Here is a 26,380-nt window from a genome sequence, read left to right as displayed (position 1 = left end):
CTATGACCGAGAACGTCTCCGCCGAGTTCGCGAAGGCCACGAGCCCCGCGCAGCGCATCGTGATCAACGGCAACGAGCTCGCCGTCGAAGTGCTGGGTCCCGAAGGCGCCCCGGTGATCCTCACCCACCACGGCGCCCCCGGACTCGGCTCGCGCGCCGAACCGAGGGCGAGTTTCGGGCGCCTCGCCGACGAATACCGCGTCATCGTCTTCGACGCCCGGGGGAGTGGGGAGAGTGAGGGCTCTGGAGTGTTCAGCCACGAACAATGGGCCGCGGACCTTGACGCCCTCCGGGAGTGGGTCGGCGCCGAGACCGTCGCCATCGCGGGCGGCTCGTACGGGGGCTTCATGGCGATGGAGTACGCCACCCGCTATCCCGACCGCGTCGAGGCGATCGTCCTCCGCGACACCGCACCGGACAACGGCAACGCCCACCTCGCTCGCGAGAACGCGCTCGCCTCGGATCGCGTCACGATCGACATGGAGAAGTTCGACCGCATCGACGAGGGGCGCGTGCGCGACAACGACGACCTTCGGGACTGCTGGCGCGAGATCCTCCCGCTGTACGACTACACGTACGACCCGGAGGCCACGGAACGGAAGGTCGAGGCGACGCCCTACCGCTTCGAGGCCCACAACTACGCGTTCTCGACAAACCTCCCGAACTACGACCTCAAGCCGCTGCTTCCGACGATCACCGCTCCAATGCTGATCACGGTGGGCCGTACGGATTGGATCACGCCGGTATCGTGTAGCCAGACCATCGCCGACCTCGTGCCCGGGTCGCGGCTCGCCATCTTCGAGCACTCGGGGCACTCGCCGCAGATCGAGGAGGCCGAGGAGTGGACGAGGACCGTTCGCGGATTCCTGCACGAGGTGTACCCGCCGTCCTCGACGCCGACGGCGGCCGTGTGAACCCCAACGCCCTCGATCGACTGAGCGACCTCGACAAGCGCATCGTCGTCGCGATGCAGCGCGACGGCCGAGCGTCGTGGCGGGCGATCGCCGATGCCGTGGGTGGGACGGTCGCTACGGTCACCCGGCGGGGCCAGCAGCTCATCGCATCGGGCGTCGTCCGGGTCGCCGCCGTTCCGGCCCTCGGCGCCCACGGGACGTACGACGCGTTCTTCGTCCGGATCACGTGCCGGCCGGGGATGCAGATGGCCGTCGCCGAGCAGCTCATCGCACAACCGGACGTGCGGTTCTGCACCGTCGTGACGGGCAATTACGACATCATGGCGGAACTCGTCGTGCGCGGCGGGGCGACGCACTATCCGCAACTGCTCGAAGACCTCCAAGGCATCGACGGCGTCGCCCAGTGGCGCAGCGACCTCATCATGCACGTCTACAAGGTGAGCTTCGACTGGGGGCGTCAGCTCTATGGTGAGCGCATCGATCAGGACGTCGCGGCGATCGAGCCCGAGGAGCCGGAGACGTGCAAGCCCGAGCACTTCGACGACGCCGATCTCCAGATCCTCGCGGCGCTGCGCGAGGACGGCCGTGAGACGTTCCAGCGCATCGCCGACGGGCTCGGCATGAACGAATCGAGCGTGCGCCGGCGGTTCGAGCGCATGCGAGCGGCGCGGTGCGTCGACATCCTCACTCTCGTCCCGTCGGCCGCGCTCGGCATGGGCGCCGAGACCCTCATGACCGTCCGCGTCGCTCCCGCTCGCCTCGACGCCGTCGCACGCGAGCTCGCACGCTACCCGTTCGTGAGGTACCTCGCCGCGATGCTCGACGAGAACGCGCTCCTGTGCGAGGTCATCACTCCGGCGGTTCCCGAACTGTACCGCTTCATCACGGAGTCGCTCTCGAGGCTCGACGGGGTCGAAGGGTGGAGCGCGAACATGGAGTTGCTCTATTTGAAGCGCGGCTTCATCGAGACCCCGTGGTGGCGCGGCCAGGTCGCCCCCTCCCGCTGAAAGCGCTACACCCGTCTGAGGGCGCCAGTTGCACGCGGCGCCCTCGACACCGACGTGGCGCCCTCGAGCGGCACGGTCGAGTGGGAACGTGCGGGTCGCCGACGGCACCACCGATATCCCGCCAATGAGTCGCTCTGCATCCGCTCGGGCATGGACCGTCCGCCGAGAGCGGCAGTTTGGTCCCGAGGGCTGTCGGTAGAGGTGTAGCCGTCGTGCGGGTGTAGCCCTTTGGGAGGGAGGGCGAGAGGGTGACGCGTCCGTTAAGATTTGAGGGGCCGCGCGGTGGGACGGTCCGACGACGGAAGGGGTGCGCGTGGACGCTGTGCCCCTCTCCGCTGAACAGCAGGAGGTCTTCGACCTCATCGAGACCACGATGGAGCACGTCTTCGTGACCGGCCGGGCCGGCACGGGCAAGTCGACCCTCCTCAACCACCTCTCCTGGAACACGTCGAAGTCCATCGTCATCGCCGCGCCGACAGGGGTCGCGGCGCTCAACGTCGGCGGTCAGACGATCCATTCGCTCTTCCGGCTCCCGATCGGTGTCATCGCCGACCACCCGATCGACCAGAACGATCAGCTCCGCAAACTGTTGAACGCCGTCGAGACGCTCGTGATCGACGAGGTCTCGATGGTCAACGCCGACCTCATGGATGCGATGGACCGGAGCCTCCGGCAGGCGCGGCAACGTCCGCACGAGTCGTTCGGCGGCGTGCAGGTGATCATGTTCGGAGACCCGTACCAGCTCGCGCCGGTGCCGGGCGACGGTGACGAGAGGGCCTACTTCGCGGACACCTACCGCTCGATGTGGTTCTTCGACGCGAAGGTCTGGCGGGAGGCCGACCTCCGGATCGTCGAGCTCCGCGAGGTGCACCGGCAGCAGGATGAGGACTTCCGCTTCATGTTGAACGCGGTCCGCCACGGCCAGGTGACCGCGGAGATCGCCGGGATCCTCAACTCGACGGGTGCTCGAACACCCCCCGAGGACGGGGTCATCACACTCGCCTCCCGGAACGACGCCGTCACGCGGATCAACCGTGTCGCCCTCGAACAGCTGCCCGGGCGCGCTCTCACCGCGAACGCGGAGGTGAGCGGTGACTTCGGCGGCCGCAACTTCCCGGCGGAGGAGGCCCTCGCGCTCAAGGTCGGTGCTCAGGTGATGTTCCTCCGCAACGACACGGCCGGCGAGCGCGGCATGCGGTGGGTCAACGGAACGATCGGCACGGTGACGCGCATCCAGGGGAACGTTCGCGTCGAGGTCGACGGCGAGGAGTTCGACGTCGAGCCCGCGACCTGGGAGCGGTACCGCTACAGCTACTCGGCGACGACGAAGCAACTGAAGCGTGACATCGTCGCGGAGTTCACCCAGTTCCCGCTCCGACTCGCGTGGGCTGTGACCATCCACAAGAGCCAGGGCAAGACGTACGATCGTGCCGTCGTCGACCTCGGACAGCGGGCCTTCAGCCCGGGGCAGACCTACGTCGCCCTGTCGCGGCTCACGTCACTCGACGGCTTGTACCTCACGCGGCCGCTCCGCCCGTCGGACATCATCGTGGACCCGGACGTGCAGCGTTTCATGGCCGACGTGAGACGGCCTCCGACGGTCGGCTGAACCGGGCCGGTTCTCGCGGCGCGAGGCGGAGGGGCTCAGTGGCCGCCGTGCCCGTCCTCGATCGCGGGGCCCGGGACGTCGTGACTGCCGTGGGGAACGGCGAACTGGCCGGCCCACGTGCCGGAGAGGGCGGGCGTCACGAGGGCGGCGACGAGGGCGGCGGACGCGGCGAGGGCGCCGATGAACCGCCACGGGTGCTCATCGGCGTCGCGGGTCGCTGCGGCCGGGACGCCGGCGCGCGGCGGGGTGCTCGTTCGACGACGAATCGAGAAGAGCACCGCTCCCGCGGCGACCACGCCGAGGACCGATGCGGCCGCCAGCGGACCGAGGGGCAGCAGGCCTCCGACGCCGAGCGCGATGCTCGCAGCCCAGAAGGCGACGGGGAGAAGAGTGAGGATCGCGAACGATCGCGGAGCGGGGACTCGGCCCTTCACGAAGGTGAGGACCGCCCACGCGGACTCGGCGACGCCCACGAGGACGAAGACGATGAAGAAAGGGAGGGGAGAGCCCGCGCCGACGGCGAGGTGCACGAGTCCGGCACCCAGACCGAACACGGCGACCATGCTGCTGATGTTCCTCGACACGGGCTCTCCTCTCTCAGGTGCGGTGGACGTGCGCCGACCGGTTTCGTGGTGTGGTGGGGTCAGCTCATCACCGACCCTGGCGGTCGCCTCAGACCGTCGCGGTGCGCGAACGCTTGTCGGCGCCCAGGCCGGCACCGAGCAGGATGATGGCGCTCGCGAGGTGCAGGAAGTGGTCGGCCGTGTTGAGGGCGAGGATGTTCAGCGCCGAGTCGACGATGAAGAACCCGACGATGCCGAGCAGCAGGTAGACGGCGCCGACGACCGTGTTGACGGTGCGTGCGGCGGCGACGCTCGAGAGCCCCGCGATGAGCAGCGCGGCGCCGATCAGAAGGTGGGCGATGTTGTGGAGCGGGTTCACCTCGAAGATCCCGAGGAGCAGTCCGCCCTCGGTCGCGATGAAGCTGACGCCGCCGGTGACGGCGAAGCCGAGCAGACCGACGAGCAGGTAGACGGCGCCGAAGATCGTGGCGACCAGGCGGTTCACGGATGTACGCATTTTTTCCTCCTTGGTGCACGGCCGACTCCGCCGTGTCTTCTGATCATTCGGAGGAGCGGGCACGCTGGTTTGGTCCCACTCTCGCAGCCGCTGCTCAGGTTGCTCGCCCCCTAGGAAATCGGAAGCGCGGTGATGTACCATCGCGCGGCTCCGCGCGCGTGGGCTCGCCTCGGCACCGGTGCGCCCCTCCCCGATCGATCGGGCCGGCGGATGATACCGACTCTCTAACGGTGCGGTCACGGCCCCGTCCGGGGCGAGCCGCCGCCGGTAGAATCGGCGCCAGGACAGAGGGGGACATCACACGTGCGCTTCCGATCAGGAATCGGTCGCCGACTCATGGCGGTCAGCGTCGCGGTGACCCTCCTCGCTCTCGCCGGTTGCTCGACGGACGGCTCGGCGGCGATCGACCTTCCCGCGCAGACCGACGCGCCCCTCACCGGCGACATCTCCGGCCGCATCGACGACGCGGTGGATCGGGCGATGTCGCTCGCAGCCGCTCCCGGGGCCATCGTCGGCGTCTGGGCGCCGTGGTCCGGGTTCCAGCTGAAAGGCTACGGCGAGGCCGAGATCGGCGGCGAGGCGATGTCGCCCGACATGCACTTCCGCGCCGCGTCGACCACGAAGGCGATGACGTGCACGGTGCTCCTGGGGCTCGTCGACGAGGGCCGTGTGGCTCTCCACGATCTCGCGAGCGAGTTCGTGTCCGTCGTCGGCATCGAGGGCATCACCCTCGGGCAGCTCTGCCAGAGCACCTCGGGTCTCGGCAACTTCCGATCGACGTTCCAAAGCCAGTTCGTGAGCAACCCCACCCGGCGCTGGGTCCCAGAGGAACTCGTCTCCGACGGAGTGGCGCGTTCGAGCGATGCCGCTCCGGGATCCGCCTACACCGACGATGACACCGCCTACGTCCTGCTCGGGATGGCGTTGCAGCGCATCGGTGGCGAACCGCTCGGCGACCTGTTCGAGAAGTACGTCTTCGACCCGATCGGGATGCGGGAATCGTCGCTGCCCGCTGCGGCCACGACCACCCTGCCGGAGCCCGCCGCGCACGGATACCAGGTCGTCGGGGACGACTGCGCGGCCCCGAAGGACCTGTCTGAGCTCTCACCGTCGATGCTCGGTACCTCGGGCGGGGCCGTGACGACGGCAGACGATCTCAAGCGGTTCGCGCAAGCGTTCGCCACCGGTTCGATGTTCTCCGACGAGACGGCGAAGACCCAGTGGACGACGGTCCCGCTCGGCGGCGACGCGCCGACGTGGCAGGGATACGGCTACGGCGCCTTCCAGATCGGTCCCCTTCGCGGGCAGGTGGGGAATATCCCGGGGTTCTCGACCGCCGCGTTCAGCGACCCCGCCACGGGCCTGACCGTCGTGGTGATGCTCAACTCGTCATCGGCACGGGGAAAGCTCGTGCGCGCTCTCGCGCTCGAGCTCGCGTCGTATGCTGCGGCCGCCCCCGCGGCGGACGGCCAGACGCGGCCCGAGCCGACGCTGCCGTGGTCGCCGGAGCAGATGCAGGCGGAGTCCACCTCCGCGGCCGTCTGCCAGGAGGGGCGGTGAGTCGGCGATGGTGCTGAGCGCCTTCGACCTTTTCAGCGTCGGGATCGGTCCGTCCTCCTCCCACACCGTCGGTCCCATGAGGGCCGCTCGCCGCTTCGTCGTCGGACTCGACGCTGACGGTCTGCTGTCCGCGGTCGCGCGGGTCCGCGTGGAGCTGTTCGGCTCGCTCGGTGCCACGGGCCACGGCCACGGGTCCGAGAAGGCCGTGGTCCTCGGTCTCGAGGGCGCGGAACCTGAGACCGTCGACACCGCCACGGCGGATGAACGCGCGGCTCGGGTGCGGTCGGAAGCGGCGATCACCCTGCTCGGGACGCGGCGCATCGGCTTCGCGGAGGACGACCTCGTCATGCACCGTCGGCGATCACTGCCCGCTCATCCGAACGGTATGGGCTTCGCCGCGTGGGACGCTTCGGGCGCCCTCGTGCGGGAGCGCGTCTTCTACTCGGTCGGCGGCGGGTTCGTCGTGGACGAGGACGCGGTCGGCGCCGACCGGGTCGTCGTCCGGGAGAGTGCGGTGCCGTTCCCCTTCACGACGGGGGCCGAGCTGCTTCGTCACTGCGCCGACTCGGGACTGTCGATCAGCGACGTCATGCTCGCAAACGAGCGGGTGTGGCGGAGCGAGGAGGAGATCCGTTCGGGACTGCTCGCCCTCTGGCACACGATGCAGGAGTGCGTGCGCGCAGGGTGCACGACGACGGAGACGACGCTCCCCGGTGGTCTGCGCGTGCCACGTCGGGCACCGAAGCTCTTCGCCGCTCTCGCCGCGGAGCACGAAGCCGGTGAGGACAACCCGACGGAGTGGGTCAACCTCTTCGCTCTCGCGGTCAACGAGGAGAACGCGTCGGGCGGGCGCATCGTGACGGCGCCGACGAACGGTGCGGCCGGCATCGTCCCGGCCGTCCTGCACTATTACGAGCGGTTCGTTCCCGGCGCCGATGACGACGGTGTCGTGCGGTTCCTGCTCGCCGCCGCGGCCGTCGGCATCCTCTTCAAGGAGAACGCATCCATCTCTGGGGCGGAGGTCGGCTGCCAGGGCGAGGTCGGCTCCGCGTGTTCGATGGCGGCCGGCGGCCTCTGCGAGGTCCTCGGCGGGACGCCCGGGCAAGTGGAGAACGCCGCCGAGATCGGCATCGAGCACAACCTCGGGCTCACGTGCGACCCCGTCGGCGGCCTCGTCCAGATCCCATGCATCGAGCGCAATGCGATCGCGAGCAACACCGCGGTGAACGCGGCGCGCATGGCGCTGCGCGGGGACGGCGTACACACGGTGTCCCTCGACAAGGCCATCAAGACGATGCGCGAGACGGGTGCCGACATGAAGGTGAAGTACAAGGAGACCTCGCGCGGCGGGCTCGCCGTCAACGTCATCGAGTGCTGACCGGCTCACGATGGCGGGAAAGCGCGGAATCGTGACGGCGTCGCGCGGGCCGACGACGTCGGTGCGGCGGTAGCGTCGGGTCATGCCGATTGTTCCCGACAGCAAGAACTGGACCTGGGTGCTCGACGAGACCTGCACGGAGTGCGGCCTCGACACGCGGACCGTCGCGTTCCCCGACCTGCCCGCCCGCGTCCGAGCGAACGCCGCGGCCTGGCCGCACGTGCTGGAGCGGTCCGACGCCCGGGTGCGACCGGACGAGGACACCTGGTCGCCGCTCGAGTACGGCGCCCACGTCCGCGACGTGTTCCGGATCTTCGACGGTCGCTTCCGAGTGATGCTGACCGAGGACGACCCGACCTTCGCGAACTGGGACCAGGACGCGACGGCGATCGAGGACCGGTACGCGGAGCAGGACCCCGCCGTGGTCGCCGCCGAGCTCATCGAGGCGGCGGAGACGGTCGCCCGGACGCTCGAGGCTGTGCCTCCGGCGGCGCTCGGCCGCACCGCGCTCCGCAGCGACGGTTCGCGCTTCACGGTCGAGTCGCTCGGTCGGTACTTCCTGCACGACCCCGTTCATCACCTCCACGACGTCACGGCCTGACGGCGCCACGGCCTGACGGCGTCATGGCCTGATCGGCACGACGACCGCGCCCCCGCGTGCGGGCGGACCGGCGGCGGCCCGGGGGAGGGGATACTCTGGGGACGTGAGTGAGCAGCGGAAGACCCAGTCGATGAAGCCGGAGACGGCGGCGAAGAAGCTCGGGATCTATCTTCCCGCGACCCCGACGGAATTCCAGGAGGGCGAGCTGACGCGCGACGACTTCCTCGAGCTCCAGGCGAACCCGCCCGAGTGGCTCTCCGAGCTGCGCCGGACGGGCCCTCACCCCCGGTCCGAGGTGGCCCGGAAACTCGGCGTCTCGAATTCGGGTCTCGCGCGCGCGGGAGTCGACGACGTCCTGACGACGGCCGAGATCAAGGCGCTCCTCGAGGAGATGCCGGAGTGGCTCGTCGCTGAGCGGGCGACCCACGCGGCGGTGCGCGAGGACGCTGCGCGATCGGCCGAGAAGAAGGCGGAGAAAGCGCGGAAGGCCGAGAAGGCGGAGCGCTCCGCCCGCTGATCGAGGACGGGTCGCGAGCATCGCGCGAGCGAAGGCCGCCGGGGAGCTTCCGGCGGCCTTCGTGTCTCTTCGGGTGGTGCGGCTAGACGAGCCAGCGCTGCTTCTGCACGATCGGGAGGCTCTTCCACCAGCCGCGGTCGTGACGAAGGTCTTCTCGGCGGCGATCGCAACCGGTGCGGCGGCGATCGCCTCGGATGCGGCCGAAGCCCTGGAGCGTGGCGGTCATGGTCTCGTTCCTACCGGGAACTGTTCGAGTGGCGGTCTGTTTCCGATCCTCAGTCCTCTCGCGGGTCCGGTCTCCTCACAGGGTCCAGGGTCCCTCGGTCCCTCGTGGTGTTCCGGGCGACGCGTCGCTCGGTGCGAGCGCGCAGGTCGCGCTTCATCCGCGCCCATTCGGTTCCTGTGACCGTTCTGCTCATCGTGGATCGTGTCCTCTCGTTCTCGACCGACGATTCCGGACCGAAGGAGGCGACGGTAGGGCCGAAGGTCCGTTCGGACGCGTCTTCGCCGTCGCCACGGGCCGAAGGTCCCTGTTCCGGGTACCGCGGCCCGCCTACCGTCGTGATCATGACGATCAGTGACACTCCCCTCGGTTCCCTCCCGCTCGGCGCGTCCGACTCCGCCTGGCGCGGGTTCGCCGCCGGTGCCTGGACGGAACGCATCGACCTCCGGGACTTCATCCAGCACAACGTGACGCCCTACAGCGGGGACGCGTCGTTCCTCAGCAGGCCGACCGCGCGGACGACGGAGGTGTGGGAGAGCGTCTCCGCCCTGTTCCCCGCCGAGCGGGAGCGTGGCGTCTACGACGTCGACGCCACGACCCCCTCGACGATCACCGCTCACGCCCCCGGCTACATCGACCGGTCGCGGGAGATCATCGTCGGCCTGCAGACGGACGCTCCCCTGAAGCGCGCCATCATGCCGTTCGGGGGCTGGCGCATGGTCGCCGGCGCCCTCGAGACCTACGGCTACCCGGTCCCCGCGGACCTCGAGACCGTCTTCACCCGGTATCGCAAGACGCACAACGACGGCGTCTTCGACGTCTACCCGTCGTCCGTCAAACGCGCGCGGCACAGCCACCTCATCACGGGACTGCCGGACGCCTACGGGCGTGGACGGATCATCGGCGACTACCGCCGGGTCGCGCTCTACGGAGTGGATCGACTCATCGCCGCGAAGAAGGAGGAGCGCGCCGAACTCGACGGGATGCCGTCGACGGAGGACGTCGTCCGCGATCGTGAGGAGAACGCCGAGCAGATCCGCGCCCTCCAGGAACTCGTCGAGATGGCGCGGAGCTACGGCTTCGACATCTCGCGCCCCGCGGAGAACGCCCGCGAGGCCGTCCAGTGGCTCTACTTCGCCTACCTCGGCGCGGTGAAGGAGCAGAACGGGGCGGCCATGTCGTTCGGGCGCAACACCGCATTCCTCGACGTCTTCATCGAACGCGACCTCGCCGACGGCTTCATCGACGAGCGGGAGGCGCAAGAGCTCGTCGACGACCTCGTCATCAAGCTCAGGATCGTGCGGTTCCTGCGCACACCCGAGTACGACGCCCTCTTCTCCGGCGACCCGACGTGGGTCACGGAGACGATCGGCGGTGTCGGTGAGGACGGCCGGCCACTCGTCACGAAGACGGCCTTCCGCTTCCTGCAGACCCTGTACAACCTCGGGCCGGCACCGGAACCGAACCTGACGGTGCTGTGGTCGCCGGACCTCCCCGCGGGCTTCAAGCGCTTCTGCGCTCAGGTCTCCATCGACACGTCCGCCATCCAGTACGAGTCGGACAGCCTCATCCGGGACGCGTGGGGTGACGACGCCGCGATCGCGTGCTGCGTCTCGCCGATGCGTGTCGGGAAGCAGATGCAGTTCTTCGGCGCCCGGGTGAACGTCGCGAAGGCCCTGCTCTACGCGATCAACGGCGGCCGGGACGAGGTGACCGGCGAGCGCGTCGTCCTCGATCGGGAGCCGATCGCCGGCGACGTGCTCGACTACGACACCGTGTGGGCTGCGTACCTCGACCTCCTGGAGTGGCTCGCCGGGACCTACATCGACGCGCTCAACTGCATCCACTACATGCACGACAAGTACGCATACGAACGACTCGAGATGGCGCTCCACGACCGCGAGGTGCTCCGCACCATGGCGTGCGGGATCGCGGGGCTCTCGGTCGCCGTCGACTCGCTCTCCGCGATCCGCCACGCTCGCGTCACTCCCGTACGGGACGCGCGCGGTCTCGTCGTCGACTACGTCGTCGACGGGGAGTACCCGACGTACGGCAACGACGACGACCGGGCGGACGCGATCGCGGTGGAGATCGTCGAGCGCTTCATGGCGATGCTCCGGAAGCACCCCACCTACCGGGGCGCCGTGCACACCCAGTCCGTGCTCACCATCACCTCGAACGTGGTCTACGGCAAGAACACCGGGAACACTCCCGATGGACGCCGTGCCGGCGCTCCCTTCGCCCCCGGCGCGAACCCCATGAACGGCCGGGACAGCCACGGCATGCTGGCATCCGCGCTGAGCGTCGCGAAGCTCCCCTACGACGCGGCTCAAGACGGCATCTCCCTCACCACGACGGTCGTCCCCACGGGGCTCGGGCACACGGCGGCGGAGCGGGCGGACAACCTCGTCGGACTGCTCGACGCGTACATCGAGGCCGGGGGCTACCACCTCAACGTCAACGTGCTCACACGTGAGACCCTCGAGGACGCGATGGAGCACCCGGAGAAGTACCCGCAGCTCACCATTCGCGTCTCGGGATACGCCGTGAACTTCGGCCGTCTCACGCGCGAGCAGCAGCGGGACGTCATCAGCCGCACCTTCCACGGCTCCGTCTGAACGTCGGAGGACGAGCGATGACCATGGGGACCGTCCCGGCGACGGGAGAACCGCTCGGCGCGGACGGCGGACACCTCGCCGTGCCGGCAGACGAAGCAGGGCGGCTGCTCGAGGCCGGGCGGTCTCTCGAGCTGGCCGCCCGCCGGGCCGGTAACGCGGGTGTCGTGCACTCGTGGGAGCTCGTGACAGCCGTCGACGGACCGGGGACGCGTATGACGCTCTTCCTGTCCGGGTGCCCGTTGCGCTGCCAGTACTGCCAGAACCCGGACACGTGGCACATGCGTGACGGCGAGCACACGGCGCTTGAGACGATCGTCGATCGCCTCGAGCGCTACCGCGGGGTGTTCGCGGCGACGGGCGGAGGGCTCACGATCTCCGGGGGTGAGCCCCTCATGCAGTCGGCCTTCGTCGCCGCGATCTTCGCCGCGTGCCGACGGCTCGGCATCCACACGGCTCTCGACACGTCGGGCAACCTCGGCGCGCGGGCGTCGGACGCGTTGCTCGATGACACGGACCTCGTGCTCCTCGACGTGAAATCGGGGATCCCCGAAACGTACCAGGAGGTCACGGCCCGCGAACTCGCGCCGACGGTCGCGTTCGGGGACCGCCTGAGCGCTCGCGGAAACCACATGTGGATCCGCTTCGTCCTCGTGCCCGGGCTCACGGATGCCTACGACAACGTCGAGGCGGTCGCCGACATCGTGTCGCGGTGGTCGACGGTCGACCGCGTCGAGGTCCTCCCGTTCCACCAGATGGGCGCTTCGAAATGGGAACGGCTCGGCGTGCCGTACACGCTCGCCGAAACGCGAGCCCCCGACGACCGGCTCCTGGAGCGCGTCCGCGCGCAATTCCGCTCTCGCGGTCTCACCGTGTGGTGACCGACGGGAAGACAACCACCGGGCGATCCTCGCCCATCACGGAAGGAAGAGATCATGACCGACCACATCGTCCCGGGGCGCTTCTCGGGGAAGACGGCGATCGTCACGGGCGCAGGAGCCGGTATCGGTCGTGCGACGGTCGAGAGGCTGCTCGCCGAGGGCGCTCGCGTCGTCGCGACGGACGTTGTGCCCGAACGGCTCGACGCACTCGGCGCCTCGGTCGAGACCGGTGAACTCGTCACCGTCGCGGGGGACGTCAGCGCTCAGGAGACCATCGATGCCGTCCTCGCCGCTGCCGAGGGGCGCGTGGACGCGCTCGCGAACGTCGCAGGCATCATGGACGGTTTCCTCCCATCGGAGGAGATCGATGACGCGACATGGGAGCGCGTCATGGCGGTCAACGTGACGGCGATCATGCGGCTCACCCGCGCGGTGCTTCCGCACATGCGCGCGGCGGGATCGGGGTCGATCGTCAACGTGAGTTCCGAGGCGGGTCTGCGCGGGTCGGCGGCGGGCACCGCGTACACGACATCGAAGCATGCGGTCATCGGCTACACGAAGAGCACGGCGTTCTTCTACACGCCGCAAGGGATCCGGTGCAACGCTGTCGCTCCCGGAGGGGTCGCCACGAGCATCGAGGCCCCGTTCCGGTCGGCGTTCGCCGGCGAGCGACTGGGGCCGATCATGCAGACGAACGTGCCCCCGATCGCCACGGCCGCGCAGCTCGCCTCGGCGATCACCTGGCTCCTGAGTGACGACTCGCTCAACGTCTCCGGCGCGGTGCTCCCGAGCGACGGCGGCTGGGCCGCGATCTGATCGCGGCGGCGATCTGATCGCCGCCCGCAGGCATCAGTAGGACGAGGCGCCCTCTGCGGTCGCTGGGGCTGAACCGGCCGCGGGGGTGTCGCCTGCTGCTTCCGCGAGGATCGATCGCGTTCCCGAGAGCCCGAGGCGCGTCGCGCCCGCGTCGATCATGGCGAGGGCGTCGCCGAGGGTCCGGATGCCCCCGCTCGCCTTCACCTCGGCGGCGTCGCCGACGGTCTGCTTCATGAGCCGCACGGCGTGCACCGTCGCACCACCCGCGGGGTGGAATCCGGTCGAGGTCTTGACGAAGTCTGCTCCCGCCGCGACGGCCGCGCGGCAGGACGCGACGATCTCGTCGTCGGTCAGGGCGGCCGACTCGATGATGACCTTGAGGACCCCCGGAGCAGGGATCGCGCCACGCACGGAGGCGATGTCCGCCTCGACGAGATCGAAGCGCCCGGCTTTCGCGGCTCCGATGTCGATGACCATGTCGATCTCGTCGGCCCCGCGCCCAACGGCTTCGAGGGTCTCGGCGGTCTTCACGGCGGTCGTGTGCTTACCCGAAGGGAAGCCCACGACGACGGCGACGGCGAGGTCCGCGTCGGTCGGGATCGTGAGCGGGAGGAACGAGGGGGAGACGCACACCGAGAACGCGCCGAGTTCGATGGCCTCCGCGATGTGGGCGTCGATGTCCGCTTGCGTCGTCTCCGGCTTCAGGAGGGTGTGGTCGACGCGACGGGCGAGCGCGGTGGATTCAGCGGTGGGGGTGGGCATGACGACCTTCCGGAGGCGACGACGGTGGACGACCGCGACGATGCGGAAGACACCCCATTTTACCTCCCCGGAGGTGTCGCCTCCCGTCCCCGGACGCGCGGGCTTCTGCTCTCCCACCACCCCGACGTGCGTGTGTCGGGGTGTGACGAGTGGGGTTACGTGGGGAGCAGCGCGACCGGCAGGATGAGAACGACACCCGACGATGGAGGCCCGTGATGAGCACCACCCGCAGAATCGACACGACTCATGCCGGGAGTCTCCCGCGCACACCGGAACTCATCGCCGCGAACGACGCCCGTCGGCTCGCGGAGGACGGCTTCACACTCGAGCGCACGCCCGAGTTCGAATCGTTGCTCACGACGGCGGTCGCCGACCTCGTGCGCCGCCAGCTCGACCTCGGCGTCACGATCGTCGGCGACGGTGAGTTCGGCAAGGCGATGACGAGCGCGGTCGACTACGGCGCCTGGTGGTCGTACTCGTTCCAGCGCGTGAGCGGGCTCTCGGTCACGGGGTCCGACATCTTCTCGCAGCAGCCCGTGCGCTCGGCGCCGGGAGACGTGCGACTCACGAGCTTCCCCGATCGCCGCGACTGGACGATCTTCGCCGAGGCCTATCAGGACCCGAGCTCGGGCATCTCGACGGGCAGCACCGCGACGGCGTTCCCGAGCACGACGGGTCCGCTCGAGTACCGCGGGCACGACGCGATCGCCTCCGACATCGCCAATCTGAGGGCGGCGCTCGCGGAGACCGGAGCGGAGCAGGGCTTCATCACCTCGCTCTCGCCGGGAAGTGGAGCGCGCATCGCGAACGACTACTACGCGACCGACGAGGAGCACATCTGGGCGTGGGCCGACGTGTTGCGCGAGGAGTACGCCGCCATCATCGAGGCGGGCCTGACGCTGCAGATCGACGACCCGTCGATCGCGGAGAACTGGGACCAGATCAATCCGGAGCCGAGCGTCGAGGACTACCGGGCCTTCACGCGCATCCGCGTCGACGCACTCAACTACGCGCTGCGTGACCTCCCGGAGGACCGGATCCGCTTCCACCTCTGTTGGGGCTCCTGGCACGGCCCGCACACGACGGACATCGAGTTCCGGCACATCGCCGACCTCATGCTCGCGATCAACGCCGGTCAGTACTCCTTCGAGGCGGCGAACGTGCGCCATGCCCACGAGTGGAAGGTCTGGAAGGACCTCGAGCTGCCGGCGGGGAAGAAGATCCTGCCGGGCGTCGTGAGTCACGCGACCAACGTCGTCGAACACCCGGAACTCGTCGCCGACCGGATCGAAGCGTTCGCGTCCGTCGTCGGCGCGGAGAACGTGGTCGCCTCGACGGACTGCGGGCTCGGCGGCCGCATCCACCCGCAGATCGCCGTGGCGAAGCTCGCGTCCCTCGGTGAGGGCGCACGCATCGCGACGGAACGCCTCTTCGGCTGAGTCCGCTGCAGCCGGCTGCCGTAAGCGGCTCCACGTCCGGCCGGTCGGCCCGTGTCGAGGGCTGGCTCCCAGCCCTCTCCTCATCTAGCGTCGTGACTCGTGCTCCCGATCGGGAGTCGTTGGCCGTCGAGGAGTGCCGCCGAATGACCCTTTTCCGACCGGACCGCAACCCCGTATCGTCATCGTCGCGTGTGACGCGTGCTCTCGAAGGCTTTCGAGCATCGTTGTGGGTGATGCCCACGGCGGCCGTCGTCGTGACGATCGTGGTCGCGTTCGTCCTCTCGCTCGTACGGCCAGCCGGGACCTCGCACTGGGCGGAGCCGTTCTGGCCGGGCGACGCTTCGTCGGCCGCCGGCTTCCTTCAGGCGGTCGCCACCGCCACCATGGCGGCAGCGACACTCACCTTCTCCCTCACCGTCGTGGCCCTGCAACTCGCGTCTCAGCAGTTCTCGCCGCGACTGCTCCGGGAGTTCGCTCGCGACAGGGTCACCCAGTCGGTCCTCGCGATCCTCGTGTCCACGTTCGTCGCGGCACTCGTCGGGCTGCGCGGGGTCGACGCCGACGACCCCCTGCCTGTCCTGCTCCTCGGATTCGTGCAACTTCTCGCCCTGGCGTCGACGATCGCCCTCGTCTTCTTCCTCGGGCACATCGTGCGGGTGCTGAGGGTCGACACGATGATGCTCGCGGTGCACGCGGAGACGGTGGCGACGATGCATGCGTCGTACCCTCCTATCGAGGACCACTCGCGGGATGTGGGTCCCGGGCTGCCCGGTCCCGCCGGCGGGTCCATCGTCGGCTCACTGAGTAGTGGCTTCATCCGCACCGTGCACTGGGAGGCCCTCGTCGATACTGCGCGACGCGAGGAGGTGCTCATCCGCATGGGGGTCCGTCCAGGAGACCACGTCACGGAGGGGTCGCCCGTGCTCGCGGTGTGGCCCGTGGGAGAGTCGACGTCGGTGGACCTCGAGGCGCTCGAGCACGCGGCCGACGCGGCGATGGAATTCGGCTTCGAACGCACGATCGAGCAGGATGTCGCGCTCGGCTTCCGGCAACTCACCGACATCGCGGTCAAGGCGATCTCGCCCGGGGTCAACGATCCCGTGACGGCAGCGCACGCCGTCGGTTACTGCGCGGACCTCCTTCGGCGGCTCCAAGGTCGACGACTCGGACCGCGCCGGTACGAGGACGCGGAGGGCACGGTCCGGCTCATCGCTCCCGATCGCGACATGCGCTACTACCTCGACCTGGTGTGCGGACCGGTGCGTCGATTCGGGAGGGGCGAGCCGATGGTGTTGTGCGCGCTGCTGCGTCTCCTCCGCGATGCCGCCGCAACGGCTCGTGACGAGACCCAGCGTGAGGAGATCCGACGTCAGTCCCTCTTGATCGTCGACGACATGTCGTCCGACCTCCTTCCCGCGGACAGGGAACCGGTCCTCGATCTGGCTCGACGCGTCGAGACGGCACTCGCGGGAGATGTCGACTCCGCTTATCGCGATCGCGCCGGTGAGACGCGGTCGGTCTGACACTTCACGCACTCCCAGGGGGCCTCGAGCGAGCCGTGCCACGCGGGAAGGTCGTCGGTCTCTCGGCAATCAGTCAGTCAGTCAGTCAGTCAGTCGGGAGCATCGAGCGGGAACGACTCCTCCTCCTCCTGCCTGGACGGAGTGAAGCGGCGACCGGTGACGGACCGCGGTCTCACACGGACGACGACGTCCTTCCGCCCGTGGAGGAACGGCGGGCATGATCGTCGCCCGTCCCGATGCCGATCCCGGCCGTGGTGACCGCCGGGATCGGAGCGATGAGCACGGGAGCCGGAGCCCGCCCGAGCACACGGTCACACGTCGTGCCGAGGGGGTTCAGTTCGGGTGCCCGTGATCGCCCGAGGACGAGGAGGGAAGCACCCGCCGCGAGCCCGGTGAGTCCCGTCACCGGATCGCTGTGCAGGAGGCGAGTGCTCACCTCGACGCGGGGGTCGGCCTCCACGCCGGCGAGCGCGTTCTCGACGGCCGCCATGACGTCTTTCGAGCCGGCCCCGTCCTGCTGTGCGCAGTGCACAAACAGGAGGGGCTCGCCGAGGGCGCCCGCCTCCGCCAGACCGAGGGGGACGAGGGACTCGACGTCCCCCGCGGTCTCGATCCCCACGACGACCCCGCGCCGCCGGGTGCCGACGAGCGGAGGGACCACCATGACGGGACCACGTGCGGCCGCCGCGACCTGGACGCTCCGCGAGCCGAGCACATGGTCGGAGACGGTGTCACCGGCCGGCGTGCCGACCACGAGCAGGTCGTCCGGTCCGACCGCATGCGTGAGCGCCCACGCGACGGGGCCGTGCACCACATCGAGTTCGACGGCGACGTCCGGCCTCTCGGCACGGACGGATCGACCGACGGCCGCGATGCGCGCGGACGCCTCCCTCGTCATCTGCTCGGCGAAGTCGATGCCCATCGATCCGGCTTCCTCCTCCACGACGGTGACGAGTCGGACCGGCTCTCCCGTGCGGCGGGAGCGCTCGAGTGCCCATGCGAGCGCGACGGTCGACTCCACGGATCCGTCGACTCCGACGCCGATCGTCGTATCGACCGGGGTCGCGTCGACGGGGTGGTGTCGCTCAGGGGAATGGGTGGTGGTCATGACGGATCCTCCTTGATCGTCTCGATGACGGTGGTGCGGGGTCGTACCCGACAGCGTGCGCTCATCGCCCCATCGACGACAGGGTCCTTCGTCCCGCGGCCCGGCCGCGGGAGAGGACAGTCGCGGCCGGGGTGTTAGCAGCCGACCATCGGAAGCGGTAGGCCCTGCCGCCCGCAGCGGCGTCGTCCTACGGTCGTTCCACACGCGACGGCCACGGACGAGAGGGACACATCATGCTCGAGGACTCGAACAACACGGGAGACGTCAGAGGAGATGACGATCTCGAGCAGCCGGACCCCGCCTCCGCTCCTCCTGAGGAGCCGGGCGACGACCTCGGGGAGGACATCGGCGACCAATTGCAGATCCTCGACCCGGATGACGGGGCGCAACCGGCCGACGACGACGGCGAGGCGGGCGAGCCCGCCTGATCACGAATCGTTGCGCGGCCGCCTCGGCACCTCGACGGAGCGACGGGTCCGGGAACGCACGATGAGCGTCGGACACACGGGTGCGGCGACGACGTCGTGGCTCGTGGAGCCGACGAAGAAGCGGTCGAACGCCGTCGTGCCGTGCGAGCCCACGACGAGTAGTGCGGCGCCTTCGGCTGCTTCCCGGAGGACCCGGCTGACCGCGACGTCGCTCAGGATGCCGCCGACCTCGAGTTCGGGATAGTGTTCCGACGCCTCCTCGACCGCGGCATCCAGGATCTTCCGGTGGGCGTCCTCGTAGAGCGTGAAGTCCATCGCGAGCTCCGATCCCATCGCGGCGGCGAAGGACGCTCGGTTCCAGGAGTGCAGGAGCTCGAGGCGCGCCCCGAGTCGTTCGGCCTCGCGGGCCGCGGCGGCGATCGTGACGCGATCGTCGACACCGCCCGATATCCCGGCGACGACGCGCGCAGGGATCGCCGACGCCTGCCAATCCTCCGGGATCACGGCGAGGTCCGTGCGCCCCACCGTCGTCAGCCGGACGGCCATCGACGGGTGGTGGAACACCGGGGTCCGGTTCGCGTTCCCTGTCCCGACGACGAGGAGGTCGGCGTCCTCTGAGGCGTCGAGGATCTCCCGGGCGGGGGAGCCCCACGAGAGCAGGGTCCGGAACGCGTCGTCGTCGAGAACCGACCGCAACGCGTCCGCCGCATGGTGCAGGACGCGCTCGCCGTTCAGCATGACCTCCTCGATGACGACATCGCCGAGGACGGGGTCCGGCTTCAACACGGTCAGGACGTCGACGACGACCCGGGAGCGCCGAGCCCTCTCGACGGTCCACCGGAGCGCGGCGTTCGAGGTCGGAGTCGGATCGAGGGCCAGCACGATCCGTTCGGGCGATCGCGCGGGCCCGGCGGGGAGCGCCGGTCGCAGGGGCGAGGATCCGAGGGATCCCATGGTGGTGGTCATGATGTCGTCCTCTCCGTGATCGTCGGCGCCCGATCGAGTGGACCACCGATCCCTCACAGTCTCCGCCGACGGCGACCGTCGCCTTAGAGGCTTTGGTCCCGTCGGGAGGACCTTCGGCACTGTGAACGGCCTGCTCGACGACCGACACTCGAAAGCGCGGTCCGGAGAGGTCCGGGGCGCCGACGGAAGGAGTGGTGATGATGGCCGAGAACACGAGGGCCGAGGAGGACGGACGACGGGGTGTGATCGTCGTGGGGCACGACGGCTCCTCCGGAGCGGAGAGAGCGCTGAAGGAAGCGCTCGAAATCGCTGAGGGCGCGGGGGCGTACGTCGAGATCGTCCGCGCCTGGACGATCGACACCGCGCCTCCCGGCACCCTTTTCGCCGAGGGAACCGTGGCTCCCGTCGCGGAGGTCGACGACGCCGTGCGCGCCCGCTTGGAGAAGGACGTCGCGGCGCTCGTCGCGCAGCATCCGTCGGTCTCGGTCGTGTGTCGGGCGACGCTCGGTCATGCCTCCGAGGTGCTCCTCGACGCTGCGGAGACCGCGCGAATGCTCGTCGTCGGTTCTCGCGGTCGCGGGGGCTTCGCGGCGCTCCTCCTCGGCTCCGTCAGCGACCAGTGCGTCCGGCACGCCCGGTGCCCGGTCCTCGTGGTGCCCCCATCGAGCCGCGGACCCGGGAGGCGGGGACGACCGTGAGCGCTGCTCTCGGGTTCCCCCGCTCCTGTCCGGGTTCACGGGGCGCCGGTCGAGGTCCGGTCGCGAACGAGGATCTCGGTCGCGAGGGCGAGGCTCTTCCCCCACACGACCGCCCGGTCGAGTTCTTCGTCCTCCGGGTGGCTCCCGATCGTGACACGGAAGCTCTCGGGCGCGAGGACGCTCCGGCGACCGGTCCGAGCGAGTCGGCGTGTGATGCGGTGCGACGCCGCGCCGCTGAGCGGCTTCGGGATGTCGGCGCGCGTGTCGAAGGCCGCGCAGAGGGTGTCTGCGGGGGGAAGCCCGTCGAGCCACTCCCGCACGCCCCGATCGAGCGCATGCTCCTCGAGCTCCAGATGCCGCTCGGGATCGGCGCTCCAGTCGGCCGCTTGGGCGCGACTCTCCGGGCGAGGCAGGGAATGGGCGTGGGTGGGCGCGCCGACGACCAGCAGGTCGGCTTCCGCGACATCGGCCGCGGTCACGTCCGCGACACATGTCACGCTGATCCGGTGCGGGGGAGTCGCTCGGCGATGCTCGATGCCCCGCGCGATGCGTTCGGCGATCGACCGGGTGTTGCCGAACATGGACTCGTAGACGATGACGACGTTCATTGTGTACCTCCACCCCCAGGATGCTCGGGCGTGGTGGCGTTCCCCAGGGCCGAAGGTCCCCGTCGTCGGGACCGAGGGGTCAGGGAATCGAGGAGTCAGGGAGTGCGGTGTTCGACTCCGTAGACGGCCGCTTGCGTCCGCCGTTCCATGCCGAGCTTGTCGAGGAGGGAGGACACGTAGTTCTTGACCGTCTTCTCCGCGAGCCCGAGCTTCTCGCCGATCTGACGGTTCGTGAGTCCGTCGGCGATCGAATCGAGCACTTGCCGCTCGCGCAACGACAGGGCGACCTCGATGCGGTCGTCGGGCGGCGCCGATTCGGTGACGACGGTGCGGCGGACGTGCGGGTCGATGAGCCGCTTCCCCGCCGCGACCGCGCGGATGCTCTCGATGAGCTTCTGCCCCCGGATGTCCTTGAGGACGTAGCCGGCGGCTCCCGCGAGGGCGGCCGCGTACATCGCGTCGTCGTCGTCGTACGCCGTCAGGATCAGGCAGTGCACCTCCGGGTGCGCCGACCGGATGTCCCGACAGACGTCGATGCCGTTGCCGTCGGGAAGTCGGACGTCGATCAGTGCGACGTCCGGGATCGTCGCGGCGATGCGTTGACGCGCCTCTCGTGCCGTCGAAGCCTCGCCGATGACGGTCAGGTCCGGCTCCCGGCCGAGGAGTCCGGCGACTCCCTGCCGGACGACTTCGTGATCGTCGATGAGGAATACCGTGGTCATGCTCGTCTCCCTGTTGACTGCGTCAGCGGAACGGTCCATTCGAGGAGGGAACCGGAGGGCTCGCGTGGTCGGAGCGAGAAGGTGCCGCCCCACCGGGCCGCGCGCTCCGCGAGGTTCCCGGTGCCGCTCCGACGGGTTCCTCCTGCCGGGCCACGCCCGTCGTCCTCGACGCGGACGACGAGCCGGTCGGGCTCGGCGGCGACGGTCACCGACGCCGACGACGCCCGGGCGTGCCGGGCGACGTTCGAGATCCCCTCCGTCACGACCGCGATGACGTCATCGACCATGTCGTCCGGGAGGGACGAATCGATGGGCCCGCTCAACTGCAGCCGTGGTGTCGGCCCGCCGGTGTGGTCGTGAGACGTGACGACGTCCATGATGCGGTGCTTGACCGACTCCCGTGGGCGTCTCGAGGTGAGCGCGAAGATGGCGGTGCGGATCGAGCCGATGGCCTCGTCGAGGGCCGTGACCTGCTCCTCGACCCGTTCCCGGAGCCGATCGTCGGCGATCTCCGACCCGGCCGCCTGCAGATTGAGCCCGGCGCCGAAGAGCCGCTGGATCACGTGGTCGTGCAGATCCCGGGCGATGCGGCCCCGGTCCTGGAGGACGGAGAGCTTCTCGCGGTCGGCGCGCCCCCGCTCGAGCGCGAGCGCGATCGCGCACTGATCCGCGAAGTCGGCCGCGAGCTCGAGGTCGGAATCGGAGAACCGCTGTCGGCCCTCGACGCGGGAGACCGAGAGAGCACCGATCGTGGCGTCATCGGCGAGGAGCGGGAGGATCATCGACGGGCCGAGGATCATCGACGCATCGGACTCCGAGGTGTGCACGGAGCCGAGGCGGTCTCGGCGCACGGGTGCCCCGGAGTCGAGAGCATGCGCGGTCAGGCTCCCCTCCCGGGGAAAGACCATCGCCCGGAAACGGTCGCCGTCGGCCCCGGCGACGGTGTCGACGATGAGCTCGCCGTCGCGGTGGGGGAGGATGACGCACACGACCTCGGCGTCGGCGAGTTGAGCGGTCACCTCCGCGATCGTGGCGAGCGCGTCGTCCTGCCCGCCCGAGAGGAGCGAGGCGGCGATCTGGGCGGACGCGGCGCTCCACTGCTGCCGGCGTCGTGTCTCCTGGAAGAGCCGCGCGTTGTCGATCGCGACGCCTGCCGTCGCGGCGAGACCGACGAGCAGCTCCTCGTCCTCGGCACTGAACCCGCCGCCGCTGTGCTCGGTGAGGTAGAGGTTCCCGTACACTTCGTCCCGGACCCGGATCGGCACGCCCAGGAAACTGTCCATGGGCGGATGGCCGGCCGGGAAACCGCTCGACCTGCGGTCCTCGGAGAGATGCTCGAGGCGGATCGGGTGGGGGTCGTCGATGAGCGCGCCGAGGAGCCCGCGTCCGTGGGGGTAGTGGCCGATCACCTCGGGCAGGTCAGGTTCTCCGCCGACGTGGATGAACCGCTCGAGCCCGCCCTCCGGGCCGATGACGCCGAGAGCGCCGTAATGCGCGTGGACCAGATCGACGGCGGCCTCGACGACGGTGCGGAGGACACGCTCGAGATCGAGCTCGTCGACCATCGCCCGGTTCGCGTTGATAAGGGATCTGAGTCGCTCTTGCGACTCCAGCACGCGCCCGCCCCACGCGTCGAGTCGGGACCTCTCGCTGTCGGGGCCGCGATCGGTCACGTCCGCCGCGTCAGAAGCGCTCACGCTCAGCCTCCCTCGAGTGCGCGGTCGGGACCGTCTCACGCGACGGCCCGCCTCCCAGTATGGGCCCGTCGGTGCGCACAGGCGACTGGCGTCCGGATCGAGTCCGGATCGGGTCCGGTTTCATACCAAGCAGGTCAGGGGCGAACGGTCACGTCGACCGGGCTCCTGCGACCGCGCGCAGAGCCCAGAGGATGGAGACGACATCGACCGCCTCCTGCAACCAGGCTCCCACGAGAGCCGGGAGCAGGCCCACCGCGGCGACGATCATGAGTGCGATGCTCAAGGCGATGCCGATCCCGATGCTCTGGAGAGCGACGGTGACCGTCTCTCGACCGATGAGCAGGGCCCGCGATACGCACGAGAGGTCGTCCCGCAAGAGGACGATGTCGGCTGAGTCGCTCGCCGCCGTCGAACCGCGCGCTCCCATCGCGATCCCGACGTCGGCCGCCGCGAGCACGGGGGCGTCGTTGACGCCGTCGCCCACCATGACCACCGGGCGCTCGCGAACGGCGGCGATCGCCGCGACCTTGTCCGACGGCAGGCACCCCGCTCGCACGTCGTCGATGCCGACGGCCGCCGCGACGTGGTCGGCGGTGACGCGGTCGTCGCCCGTGAGCATCATGACGTGACGGACGCCGTGCGCCCGCACGTCGTCGATTGTTGCGCCCGCTTCGGCCCGGACGTCGTCACGGAACACGAGTGCCCCGGCGAACCGGCGACCGATCGCCGCGTAGACGGCCATCTCGCCGGCGTCGAGAGGCGTCGGTGCGACGTCGGCTCCGATGTGGGCGGCGACGAACGATCGCTTTCCGACGGCCACGACGGTTCCGGCGATCGTCGCCGTCACCCCGTTTCCCGTCGTCTCCTCGGCCTCCTCGGGTGAGGAGAGGGGGAGGCGGTGCGCGTCGGCCGCGGCGATCATCGCGCCCGCGAGGACGTGCGTCGACGCCTGCTCGGCGGACGCCGCGAGTCGCAGCAGCTCGGATCCGTCGCCCTCCTCCGGACGCACGGCGACGAGCGCCATCGATCCGTGCGTCAGTGTCCCGGTCTTGTCGAAGGCGACGGTCCGTGTCCGGTGGAGTCGCTCGAGGCTCGAGCTGTCCTTGATGATGACGCCGCTCCGCGAAGCGCGACTCATCCCCGCCAGGAACGCGACCGGCGCTGCGATGATGAGCGGGCAGGGGGTCGCGACGACGAGCACCTCGGCGACGCGGACGGGATCGCCCGCCAGCAGGCCCGCCGTGACGGCGAGGCCGAGCGAGAGCAGCGTGTACGGGATCGCGAACCGGTCGGCCAGCCGCACGAGGGGGGACCGGCTCGCGGACGCCGCTTCGACGAGCGCGACGATCTGGTGGTATTGACTGGCTTCCGCCGTGCGGATCGCACGGATCCTCACGGGCGCCGGGCCGTTGATCCCGCCGCTCAGGACCTCGTCGCCGGCGACCCGCTCGACCGGGACGCTCTCGCCCGTGAGCGTCGACTCGTCGAAGACCCCTGTGCCCCCCACGAGGACCCCGTCGACGGGGACGATCTCGTGCGATCGCACGAGGAGCTCGTCACCCGGACGGATCGCCTCGACGGGGACATCGGTGAGCGTCCCGTCCCGATCGATCCGATGCGCCGTGCGCGGAGCGTCGGCGACGAGGGCGCTCAGGTCGCGCTTCGCTCGGCTGGCGGCGTAGTCCTCGAGGGCCTCGCCGCCTGTCAGCATGAGCACGATCACGAGAGCCGCCCAGACCTCGCCGACGGTGACGGCGACAATGATGGCCGTGATCGCGAGGACGTCGACGCCGACCGATCCCGAGCGGAGGTCGCGGATCATTCGCAGGCTGGAGCGTATGGCCATGGTGACGGCGGCGGTCGCGGGCACCCATTCGGCCCACGGCCAGCCGAGGACGAGGAAGACGAGGCCGACGGCGCCGACGAGGATGGTCGCGAGCACGAACGGGTATCGTCGTGCCGCCGCGACGACACGCCAGGGCACCGACGGACCCGCCGGAGCCGCCGGAGCCGCCCGCGGTGCGTCGTCGCGGCGTGGAACGAGTGTCATCTCCGCCCTCCCCTCCCCTCCCGGCATGGGCGGGGGCACCGCGTTCAGGCGACGCGGTGCCCCGCCTTCTCGCGTCAGAACTCGAAGACGAGTCGCGCGAGAGCCTTGCCCGAGAGCACCTCGTCGATCGCCTCGTTGACCTGGTCGAGCGACCGGGTCTCGGCGATCACGCGGGTGCGACCGGCGGCGTGGAGTTCGAACACCTCGGTGAGGTCCTGTCGTGTGCCCACGATCGAGCCGATGATCGAGATGCCCTTGAGGACCGTCTCGAAGATCGACACCGACATCGTCTCCTCCGCCGGGAGGGCGACGCAGATGAGGCGACCGCCACGGTTCAGGGAGGAGAACGCCTGTTCGAACACCCGAGGGGATGCGGCGAGGACGATCGCGACGTCCGCGCCGCCGAGAGCGGTGATCGCCGCGACGGGGTCGACCTTCGCGGCGTTCACGACGTGCGAGGCGCCGAGCTCCGTCGCCAGGTCGAGCTTGGCGTCCTCGACGTCGACGGCGATCACCGTCCCGCCGAAGATGGTCGCGTACTGCAGTGCGAGGTGTCCGAGACCGCCGATACCGAAGACGACGACGCGTTCGGTGGGGACGATGTCCGCGACCTTCGCGGCCTTGTACGTCGTCACACCCGCACACGTCAGGGGAGCGGCGTCGACGGAGGAGACGCCGTCGGGCACCGGGACGACGAATCGCGCGTTGGCGACGGTGTGCTCCGCGAAGCCACCGTCGACGGAGTAGCCGCTGTTCCGCTGCTGCTCGCACAACGTCTCGCGTCCGTCGATGCAGTATCGGCAGTTTCCGCACGCGAAGCCGAGCCACGGGATCGCGACGCGCTCGCCGACACGGCGCTCGGTGACTCCCGCGCCGAGCGCCTCCACGATGCCGACGCCCTCGTGCCCGGGCACGAAGGGCGGTTGCGGCTTCACGGGCCAGTCGCCGTGAGCGGCGTGGATGTCCGTGTGGCACAACCCGCACGTCTCGAGGCGGATGAGCACCTCGCCGGGCCCCGGCTCGGGAACATCGCGGTCGACGACCTCGAGCGGAGTGGTGAACGATGTGACGACGGCTGCCTTCATGGGTCCTGTCCTTGGTCATCGCGTGACTGATCCGTTGGGGTGATGGATTCACGCGGTCTCCATCGCAACTCCACTCTTCGTCATCGGGTGCTC

25 protein-coding genes are annotated in these 26,380 nt (G+C 69.7%); 14 read left to right on the top strand and 11 right to left on the bottom strand.

Translation table 11 applies throughout. From position 1 onward, the window contains the following. Positions 1-2 precede the first annotated feature (2 nt). The 3 genes from ELQ92_RS13255 to ELQ92_RS13245 all read left to right on the top strand — a co-directional run bounded on the left by ELQ92_RS13255 (position 3) and on the right by ELQ92_RS13245 (position 3,530). On the top strand, positions 3-914 hold the full coding sequence (locus ELQ92_RS13255) for an alpha/beta fold hydrolase (RefSeq protein ID WP_128499774.1): 912 nt from the start codon (positions 3-5) through the stop codon (positions 912-914). Next, positions 842-1,921 carry an Lrp/AsnC family transcriptional regulator gene (locus ELQ92_RS13250; RefSeq protein WP_243695032.1) on the top strand — a complete coding sequence of 360 codons (1,080 nt, stop codon included), beginning with the start codon at positions 842-844 and terminating at the stop codon, positions 1,919-1,921. Before ELQ92_RS13255 ends, ELQ92_RS13250 begins: the two co-directional genes overlap by 73 nt. A gap of 313 nt (positions 1,922-2,234) precedes the next feature. After that, a complete protein-coding gene (locus tag ELQ92_RS13245) occupies positions 2,235-3,530 on the top strand; it encodes an ATP-dependent DNA helicase (protein WP_128499772.1) in 1,296 nt (431 codons plus the stop codon). Positions 3,531-3,565: 35 nt separating this feature from the next. On the opposite strand, the gene ELQ92_RS13240 is transcribed toward ELQ92_RS13245, so the two are convergent. Beyond that, positions 3,566-4,114 (bottom strand): hypothetical protein, encoded by a 549-nt coding sequence (locus tag ELQ92_RS13240; protein WP_128499770.1) that lies wholly within the window; start codon positions 4,112-4,114, stop codon positions 3,566-3,568. Positions 4,115-4,202: 88 nt separating this feature from the next. After that, complete coding sequence (locus tag ELQ92_RS13235; protein WP_128499768.1) at positions 4,203-4,610, bottom strand: DUF4383 domain-containing protein; 408 nt, start codon at positions 4,608-4,610, stop codon at positions 4,203-4,205. A gap of 303 nt (positions 4,611-4,913) precedes the next feature. Here ELQ92_RS13235 and ELQ92_RS13230 point away from each other — a divergent pair, with 303 nt between their 5' ends. From ELQ92_RS13230 to ELQ92_RS13215, 4 genes are all read left to right on the top strand, one after another. Then, the gene (locus tag ELQ92_RS13230; protein WP_128499766.1) at positions 4,914-6,170 is read left to right on the top strand and encodes a serine hydrolase domain-containing protein; all 1,257 of its coding nucleotides are present in this window, start codon (positions 4,914-4,916) and stop codon (positions 6,168-6,170) included. 7 nt (positions 6,171-6,177) lie between these two features. Then, positions 6,178-7,548 (top strand): L-serine ammonia-lyase, encoded by a 1,371-nt coding sequence (locus ELQ92_RS13225; RefSeq protein WP_128499764.1) that lies wholly within the window; start codon positions 6,178-6,180, stop codon positions 7,546-7,548. Positions 7,549-7,630: 82 nt separating this feature from the next. Further along, positions 7,631-8,149, top strand: a complete 519-nt coding sequence (locus ELQ92_RS13220) for a DinB family protein (RefSeq protein ID WP_128499762.1) — start codon at positions 7,631-7,633, stop codon at positions 8,147-8,149. Positions 8,150-8,279: 130 nt separating this feature from the next. Further along, positions 8,280-8,666 (top strand): DUF5997 family protein, encoded by a 387-nt coding sequence (locus ELQ92_RS13215; protein WP_128499934.1) that lies wholly within the window; start codon positions 8,280-8,282, stop codon positions 8,664-8,666. A gap of 82 nt (positions 8,667-8,748) precedes the next feature. On the opposite strand, the gene ELQ92_RS16335 is transcribed toward ELQ92_RS13215, so the two are convergent. Beyond that, positions 8,749-8,892, bottom strand: a complete 144-nt coding sequence (locus tag ELQ92_RS16335) for a hypothetical protein (protein WP_166426792.1) — start codon at positions 8,890-8,892, stop codon at positions 8,749-8,751. Positions 8,893-9,233: 341 nt separating this feature from the next. Between ELQ92_RS16335 and pflB the strand changes: the two genes are divergently transcribed. The 3 genes from pflB to ELQ92_RS13200 are packed head-to-tail and all read left to right on the top strand — an operon-like array spanning position 9,234 to position 13,201. Beyond that, positions 9,234-11,507, top strand: coding sequence for a formate C-acetyltransferase (pflB, locus tag ELQ92_RS13210; protein WP_128499760.1), 2,274 nt, complete (start codon positions 9,234-9,236; stop codon positions 11,505-11,507). A gap of 17 nt (positions 11,508-11,524) precedes the next feature. Then, entirely contained in the window at positions 11,525-12,385 is an 861-nt protein-coding gene (pflA, locus tag ELQ92_RS13205; protein WP_128499758.1) for a pyruvate formate-lyase-activating protein, read from the top strand. Positions 12,386-12,439: 54 nt separating this feature from the next. After that, the gene (locus ELQ92_RS13200; protein ID WP_128499756.1) at positions 12,440-13,201 is read left to right on the top strand and encodes an SDR family NAD(P)-dependent oxidoreductase; all 762 of its coding nucleotides are present in this window, start codon (positions 12,440-12,442) and stop codon (positions 13,199-13,201) included. 33 nt (positions 13,202-13,234) lie between these two features. On the opposite strand, the gene deoC is transcribed toward ELQ92_RS13200, so the two are convergent. Continuing rightward, positions 13,235-13,963 carry a deoxyribose-phosphate aldolase gene (gene deoC / locus ELQ92_RS13195; RefSeq protein WP_128499754.1) on the bottom strand — a complete coding sequence of 243 codons (729 nt, stop codon included), beginning with the start codon at positions 13,961-13,963 and terminating at the stop codon, positions 13,235-13,237. Between the two features lie 215 nt (positions 13,964-14,178). Here deoC and ELQ92_RS13190 point away from each other — a divergent pair, with 215 nt between their 5' ends. Then, on the top strand, positions 14,179-15,402 hold the full coding sequence (locus tag ELQ92_RS13190) for a cobalamin-independent methionine synthase II family protein (RefSeq protein ID WP_128499752.1): 1,224 nt from the start codon (positions 14,179-14,181) through the stop codon (positions 15,400-15,402). A gap of 143 nt (positions 15,403-15,545) precedes the next feature. After that, positions 15,546-16,925 carry a DUF2254 domain-containing protein gene (locus tag ELQ92_RS13185; RefSeq protein ID WP_128499750.1) on the top strand — a complete coding sequence of 460 codons (1,380 nt, stop codon included), beginning with the start codon at positions 15,546-15,548 and terminating at the stop codon, positions 16,923-16,925. Positions 16,926-17,097: 172 nt separating this feature from the next. Here the strand turns inward: ELQ92_RS13185 and ELQ92_RS13180 are convergent, their stop codons facing one another. After that, the gene (locus ELQ92_RS13180) at positions 17,098-18,033 is read right to left on the bottom strand and encodes a universal stress protein (RefSeq protein WP_128499748.1); all 936 of its coding nucleotides are present in this window, start codon (positions 18,031-18,033) and stop codon (positions 17,098-17,100) included. Positions 18,034-18,266: 233 nt separating this feature from the next. Between ELQ92_RS13180 and ELQ92_RS13175 the strand changes: the two genes are divergently transcribed. Then, the gene (locus ELQ92_RS13175) at positions 18,267-18,461 is read left to right on the top strand and encodes a hypothetical protein (protein WP_128499746.1); all 195 of its coding nucleotides are present in this window, start codon (positions 18,267-18,269) and stop codon (positions 18,459-18,461) included. Here the strand turns inward: ELQ92_RS13175 and ELQ92_RS13170 are convergent, their stop codons facing one another. After that, positions 18,462-19,427, bottom strand: a complete 966-nt coding sequence (locus tag ELQ92_RS13170) for a universal stress protein (RefSeq protein ID WP_128499744.1) — start codon at positions 19,425-19,427, stop codon at positions 18,462-18,464. A 200-nt stretch (positions 19,428-19,627) separates the two neighbouring features. On the opposite strand from ELQ92_RS13170, the gene ELQ92_RS13165 reads away from it, so the two are divergent. Further along, positions 19,628-20,125, top strand: coding sequence for a universal stress protein (locus ELQ92_RS13165; protein WP_166426790.1), 498 nt, complete (start codon positions 19,628-19,630; stop codon positions 20,123-20,125). Between the two features lie 35 nt (positions 20,126-20,160). Here ELQ92_RS13165 and ELQ92_RS13160 read toward each other — a convergent pair whose 3' ends face one another. The 5 genes from ELQ92_RS13160 to adhP form a co-directional block, all read right to left on the bottom strand. Beyond that, positions 20,161-20,733, bottom strand: coding sequence for a flavodoxin family protein (locus tag ELQ92_RS13160; RefSeq protein ID WP_128499740.1), 573 nt, complete (start codon positions 20,731-20,733; stop codon positions 20,161-20,163). A 95-nt stretch (positions 20,734-20,828) separates the two neighbouring features. After that, entirely contained in the window at positions 20,829-21,455 is a 627-nt protein-coding gene (locus tag ELQ92_RS13155; protein WP_128499738.1) for a response regulator, read from the bottom strand. Continuing rightward, positions 21,452-23,152 (bottom strand): sensor histidine kinase, encoded by a 1,701-nt coding sequence (locus ELQ92_RS13150; RefSeq protein WP_128499736.1) that lies wholly within the window; start codon positions 23,150-23,152, stop codon positions 21,452-21,454. Before ELQ92_RS13150 ends, ELQ92_RS13155 begins: the two co-directional genes overlap by 4 nt. A gap of 148 nt (positions 23,153-23,300) precedes the next feature. Further along, the gene (locus ELQ92_RS13145) at positions 23,301-25,202 is read right to left on the bottom strand and encodes a heavy metal translocating P-type ATPase (RefSeq protein WP_128499734.1); all 1,902 of its coding nucleotides are present in this window, start codon (positions 25,200-25,202) and stop codon (positions 23,301-23,303) included. Between the two features lie 74 nt (positions 25,203-25,276). Then, positions 25,277-26,287 (bottom strand): alcohol dehydrogenase AdhP, encoded by a 1,011-nt coding sequence (adhP, locus tag ELQ92_RS13140; RefSeq protein ID WP_128499732.1) that lies wholly within the window; start codon positions 26,285-26,287, stop codon positions 25,277-25,279. Positions 26,288-26,380: the final 93 nt, after the last annotated feature.

Source organism: Labedella populi (assembly GCF_004078655.1).
Classification (GTDB): domain Bacteria; phylum Actinomycetota; class Actinomycetes; order Actinomycetales; family Microbacteriaceae; genus Labedella; species Labedella populi.
The sequence above is the reverse complement of the archived record's forward strand: the minus strand, read 5'-3'. Positions and strand labels throughout refer to the sequence as shown.

What these genes read in the sequence shown, in the direction of transcription:
- ELQ92_RS13255 (WP_128499774.1), top strand. Translation starts at nt 3, where the DNA reads ATGACCGAGAACGTCTCCGCCGAGTTCGCGAAGGCCACGAGCCCCGCG.
- ELQ92_RS13235 (WP_128499768.1), bottom strand. Translation starts at nt 4,610, where the DNA reads ATGCGTACATCCGTGAACCGCCTGGTCGCCACGATCTTCGGCGCCGTC.
- ELQ92_RS13225 (WP_128499764.1), top strand. Translation starts at nt 6,178, where the DNA reads ATGGTGCTGAGCGCCTTCGACCTTTTCAGCGTCGGGATCGGTCCGTCC.
- ELQ92_RS13220 (WP_128499762.1), top strand. Translation starts at nt 7,631, where the DNA reads ATGCCGATTGTTCCCGACAGCAAGAACTGGACCTGGGTGCTCGACGAG.
- ELQ92_RS13215 (WP_128499934.1), top strand. Translation starts at nt 8,280, where the DNA reads ATGAAGCCGGAGACGGCGGCGAAGAAGCTCGGGATCTATCTTCCCGCG.
- ELQ92_RS16335 (WP_166426792.1), bottom strand. Translation starts at nt 8,892, where the DNA reads ATGACCGCCACGCTCCAGGGCTTCGGCCGCATCCGAGGCGATCGCCGC.
- pflB (WP_128499760.1), top strand. Translation starts at nt 9,234, where the DNA reads ATGACGATCAGTGACACTCCCCTCGGTTCCCTCCCGCTCGGCGCGTCC.
- pflA (WP_128499758.1), top strand. Translation starts at nt 11,525, where the DNA reads ATGACCATGGGGACCGTCCCGGCGACGGGAGAACCGCTCGGCGCGGAC.
- ELQ92_RS13200 (WP_128499756.1), top strand. Translation starts at nt 12,440, where the DNA reads ATGACCGACCACATCGTCCCGGGGCGCTTCTCGGGGAAGACGGCGATC.
- deoC (WP_128499754.1), bottom strand. Translation starts at nt 13,963, where the DNA reads ATGCCCACCCCCACCGCTGAATCCACCGCGCTCGCCCGTCGCGTCGAC.
- ELQ92_RS13190 (WP_128499752.1), top strand. Translation starts at nt 14,179, where the DNA reads ATGAGCACCACCCGCAGAATCGACACGACTCATGCCGGGAGTCTCCCG.
- ELQ92_RS13185 (WP_128499750.1), top strand. Translation starts at nt 15,546, where the DNA reads ATGACCCTTTTCCGACCGGACCGCAACCCCGTATCGTCATCGTCGCGT.
- ELQ92_RS13180 (WP_128499748.1), bottom strand. Translation starts at nt 18,033, where the DNA reads ATGACCACCACCCATTCCCCTGAGCGACACCACCCCGTCGACGCGACC.
- ELQ92_RS13175 (WP_128499746.1), top strand. Translation starts at nt 18,267, where the DNA reads ATGCTCGAGGACTCGAACAACACGGGAGACGTCAGAGGAGATGACGAT.
- ELQ92_RS13170 (WP_128499744.1), bottom strand. Translation starts at nt 19,427, where the DNA reads ATGACCACCACCATGGGATCCCTCGGATCCTCGCCCCTGCGACCGGCG.
- ELQ92_RS13165 (WP_166426790.1), top strand. Translation starts at nt 19,628, where the DNA reads ATGGCCGAGAACACGAGGGCCGAGGAGGACGGACGACGGGGTGTGATC.
- ELQ92_RS13160 (WP_128499740.1), bottom strand. Translation starts at nt 20,733, where the DNA reads ATGAACGTCGTCATCGTCTACGAGTCCATGTTCGGCAACACCCGGTCG.
- ELQ92_RS13155 (WP_128499738.1), bottom strand. Translation starts at nt 21,455, where the DNA reads ATGACCACGGTATTCCTCATCGACGATCACGAAGTCGTCCGGCAGGGA.
- ELQ92_RS13145 (WP_128499734.1), bottom strand. Translation starts at nt 25,202, where the DNA reads ATGACACTCGTTCCACGCCGCGACGACGCACCGCGGGCGGCTCCGGCG.
- adhP (WP_128499732.1), bottom strand. Translation starts at nt 26,287, where the DNA reads ATGAAGGCAGCCGTCGTCACATCGTTCACCACTCCGCTCGAGGTCGTC.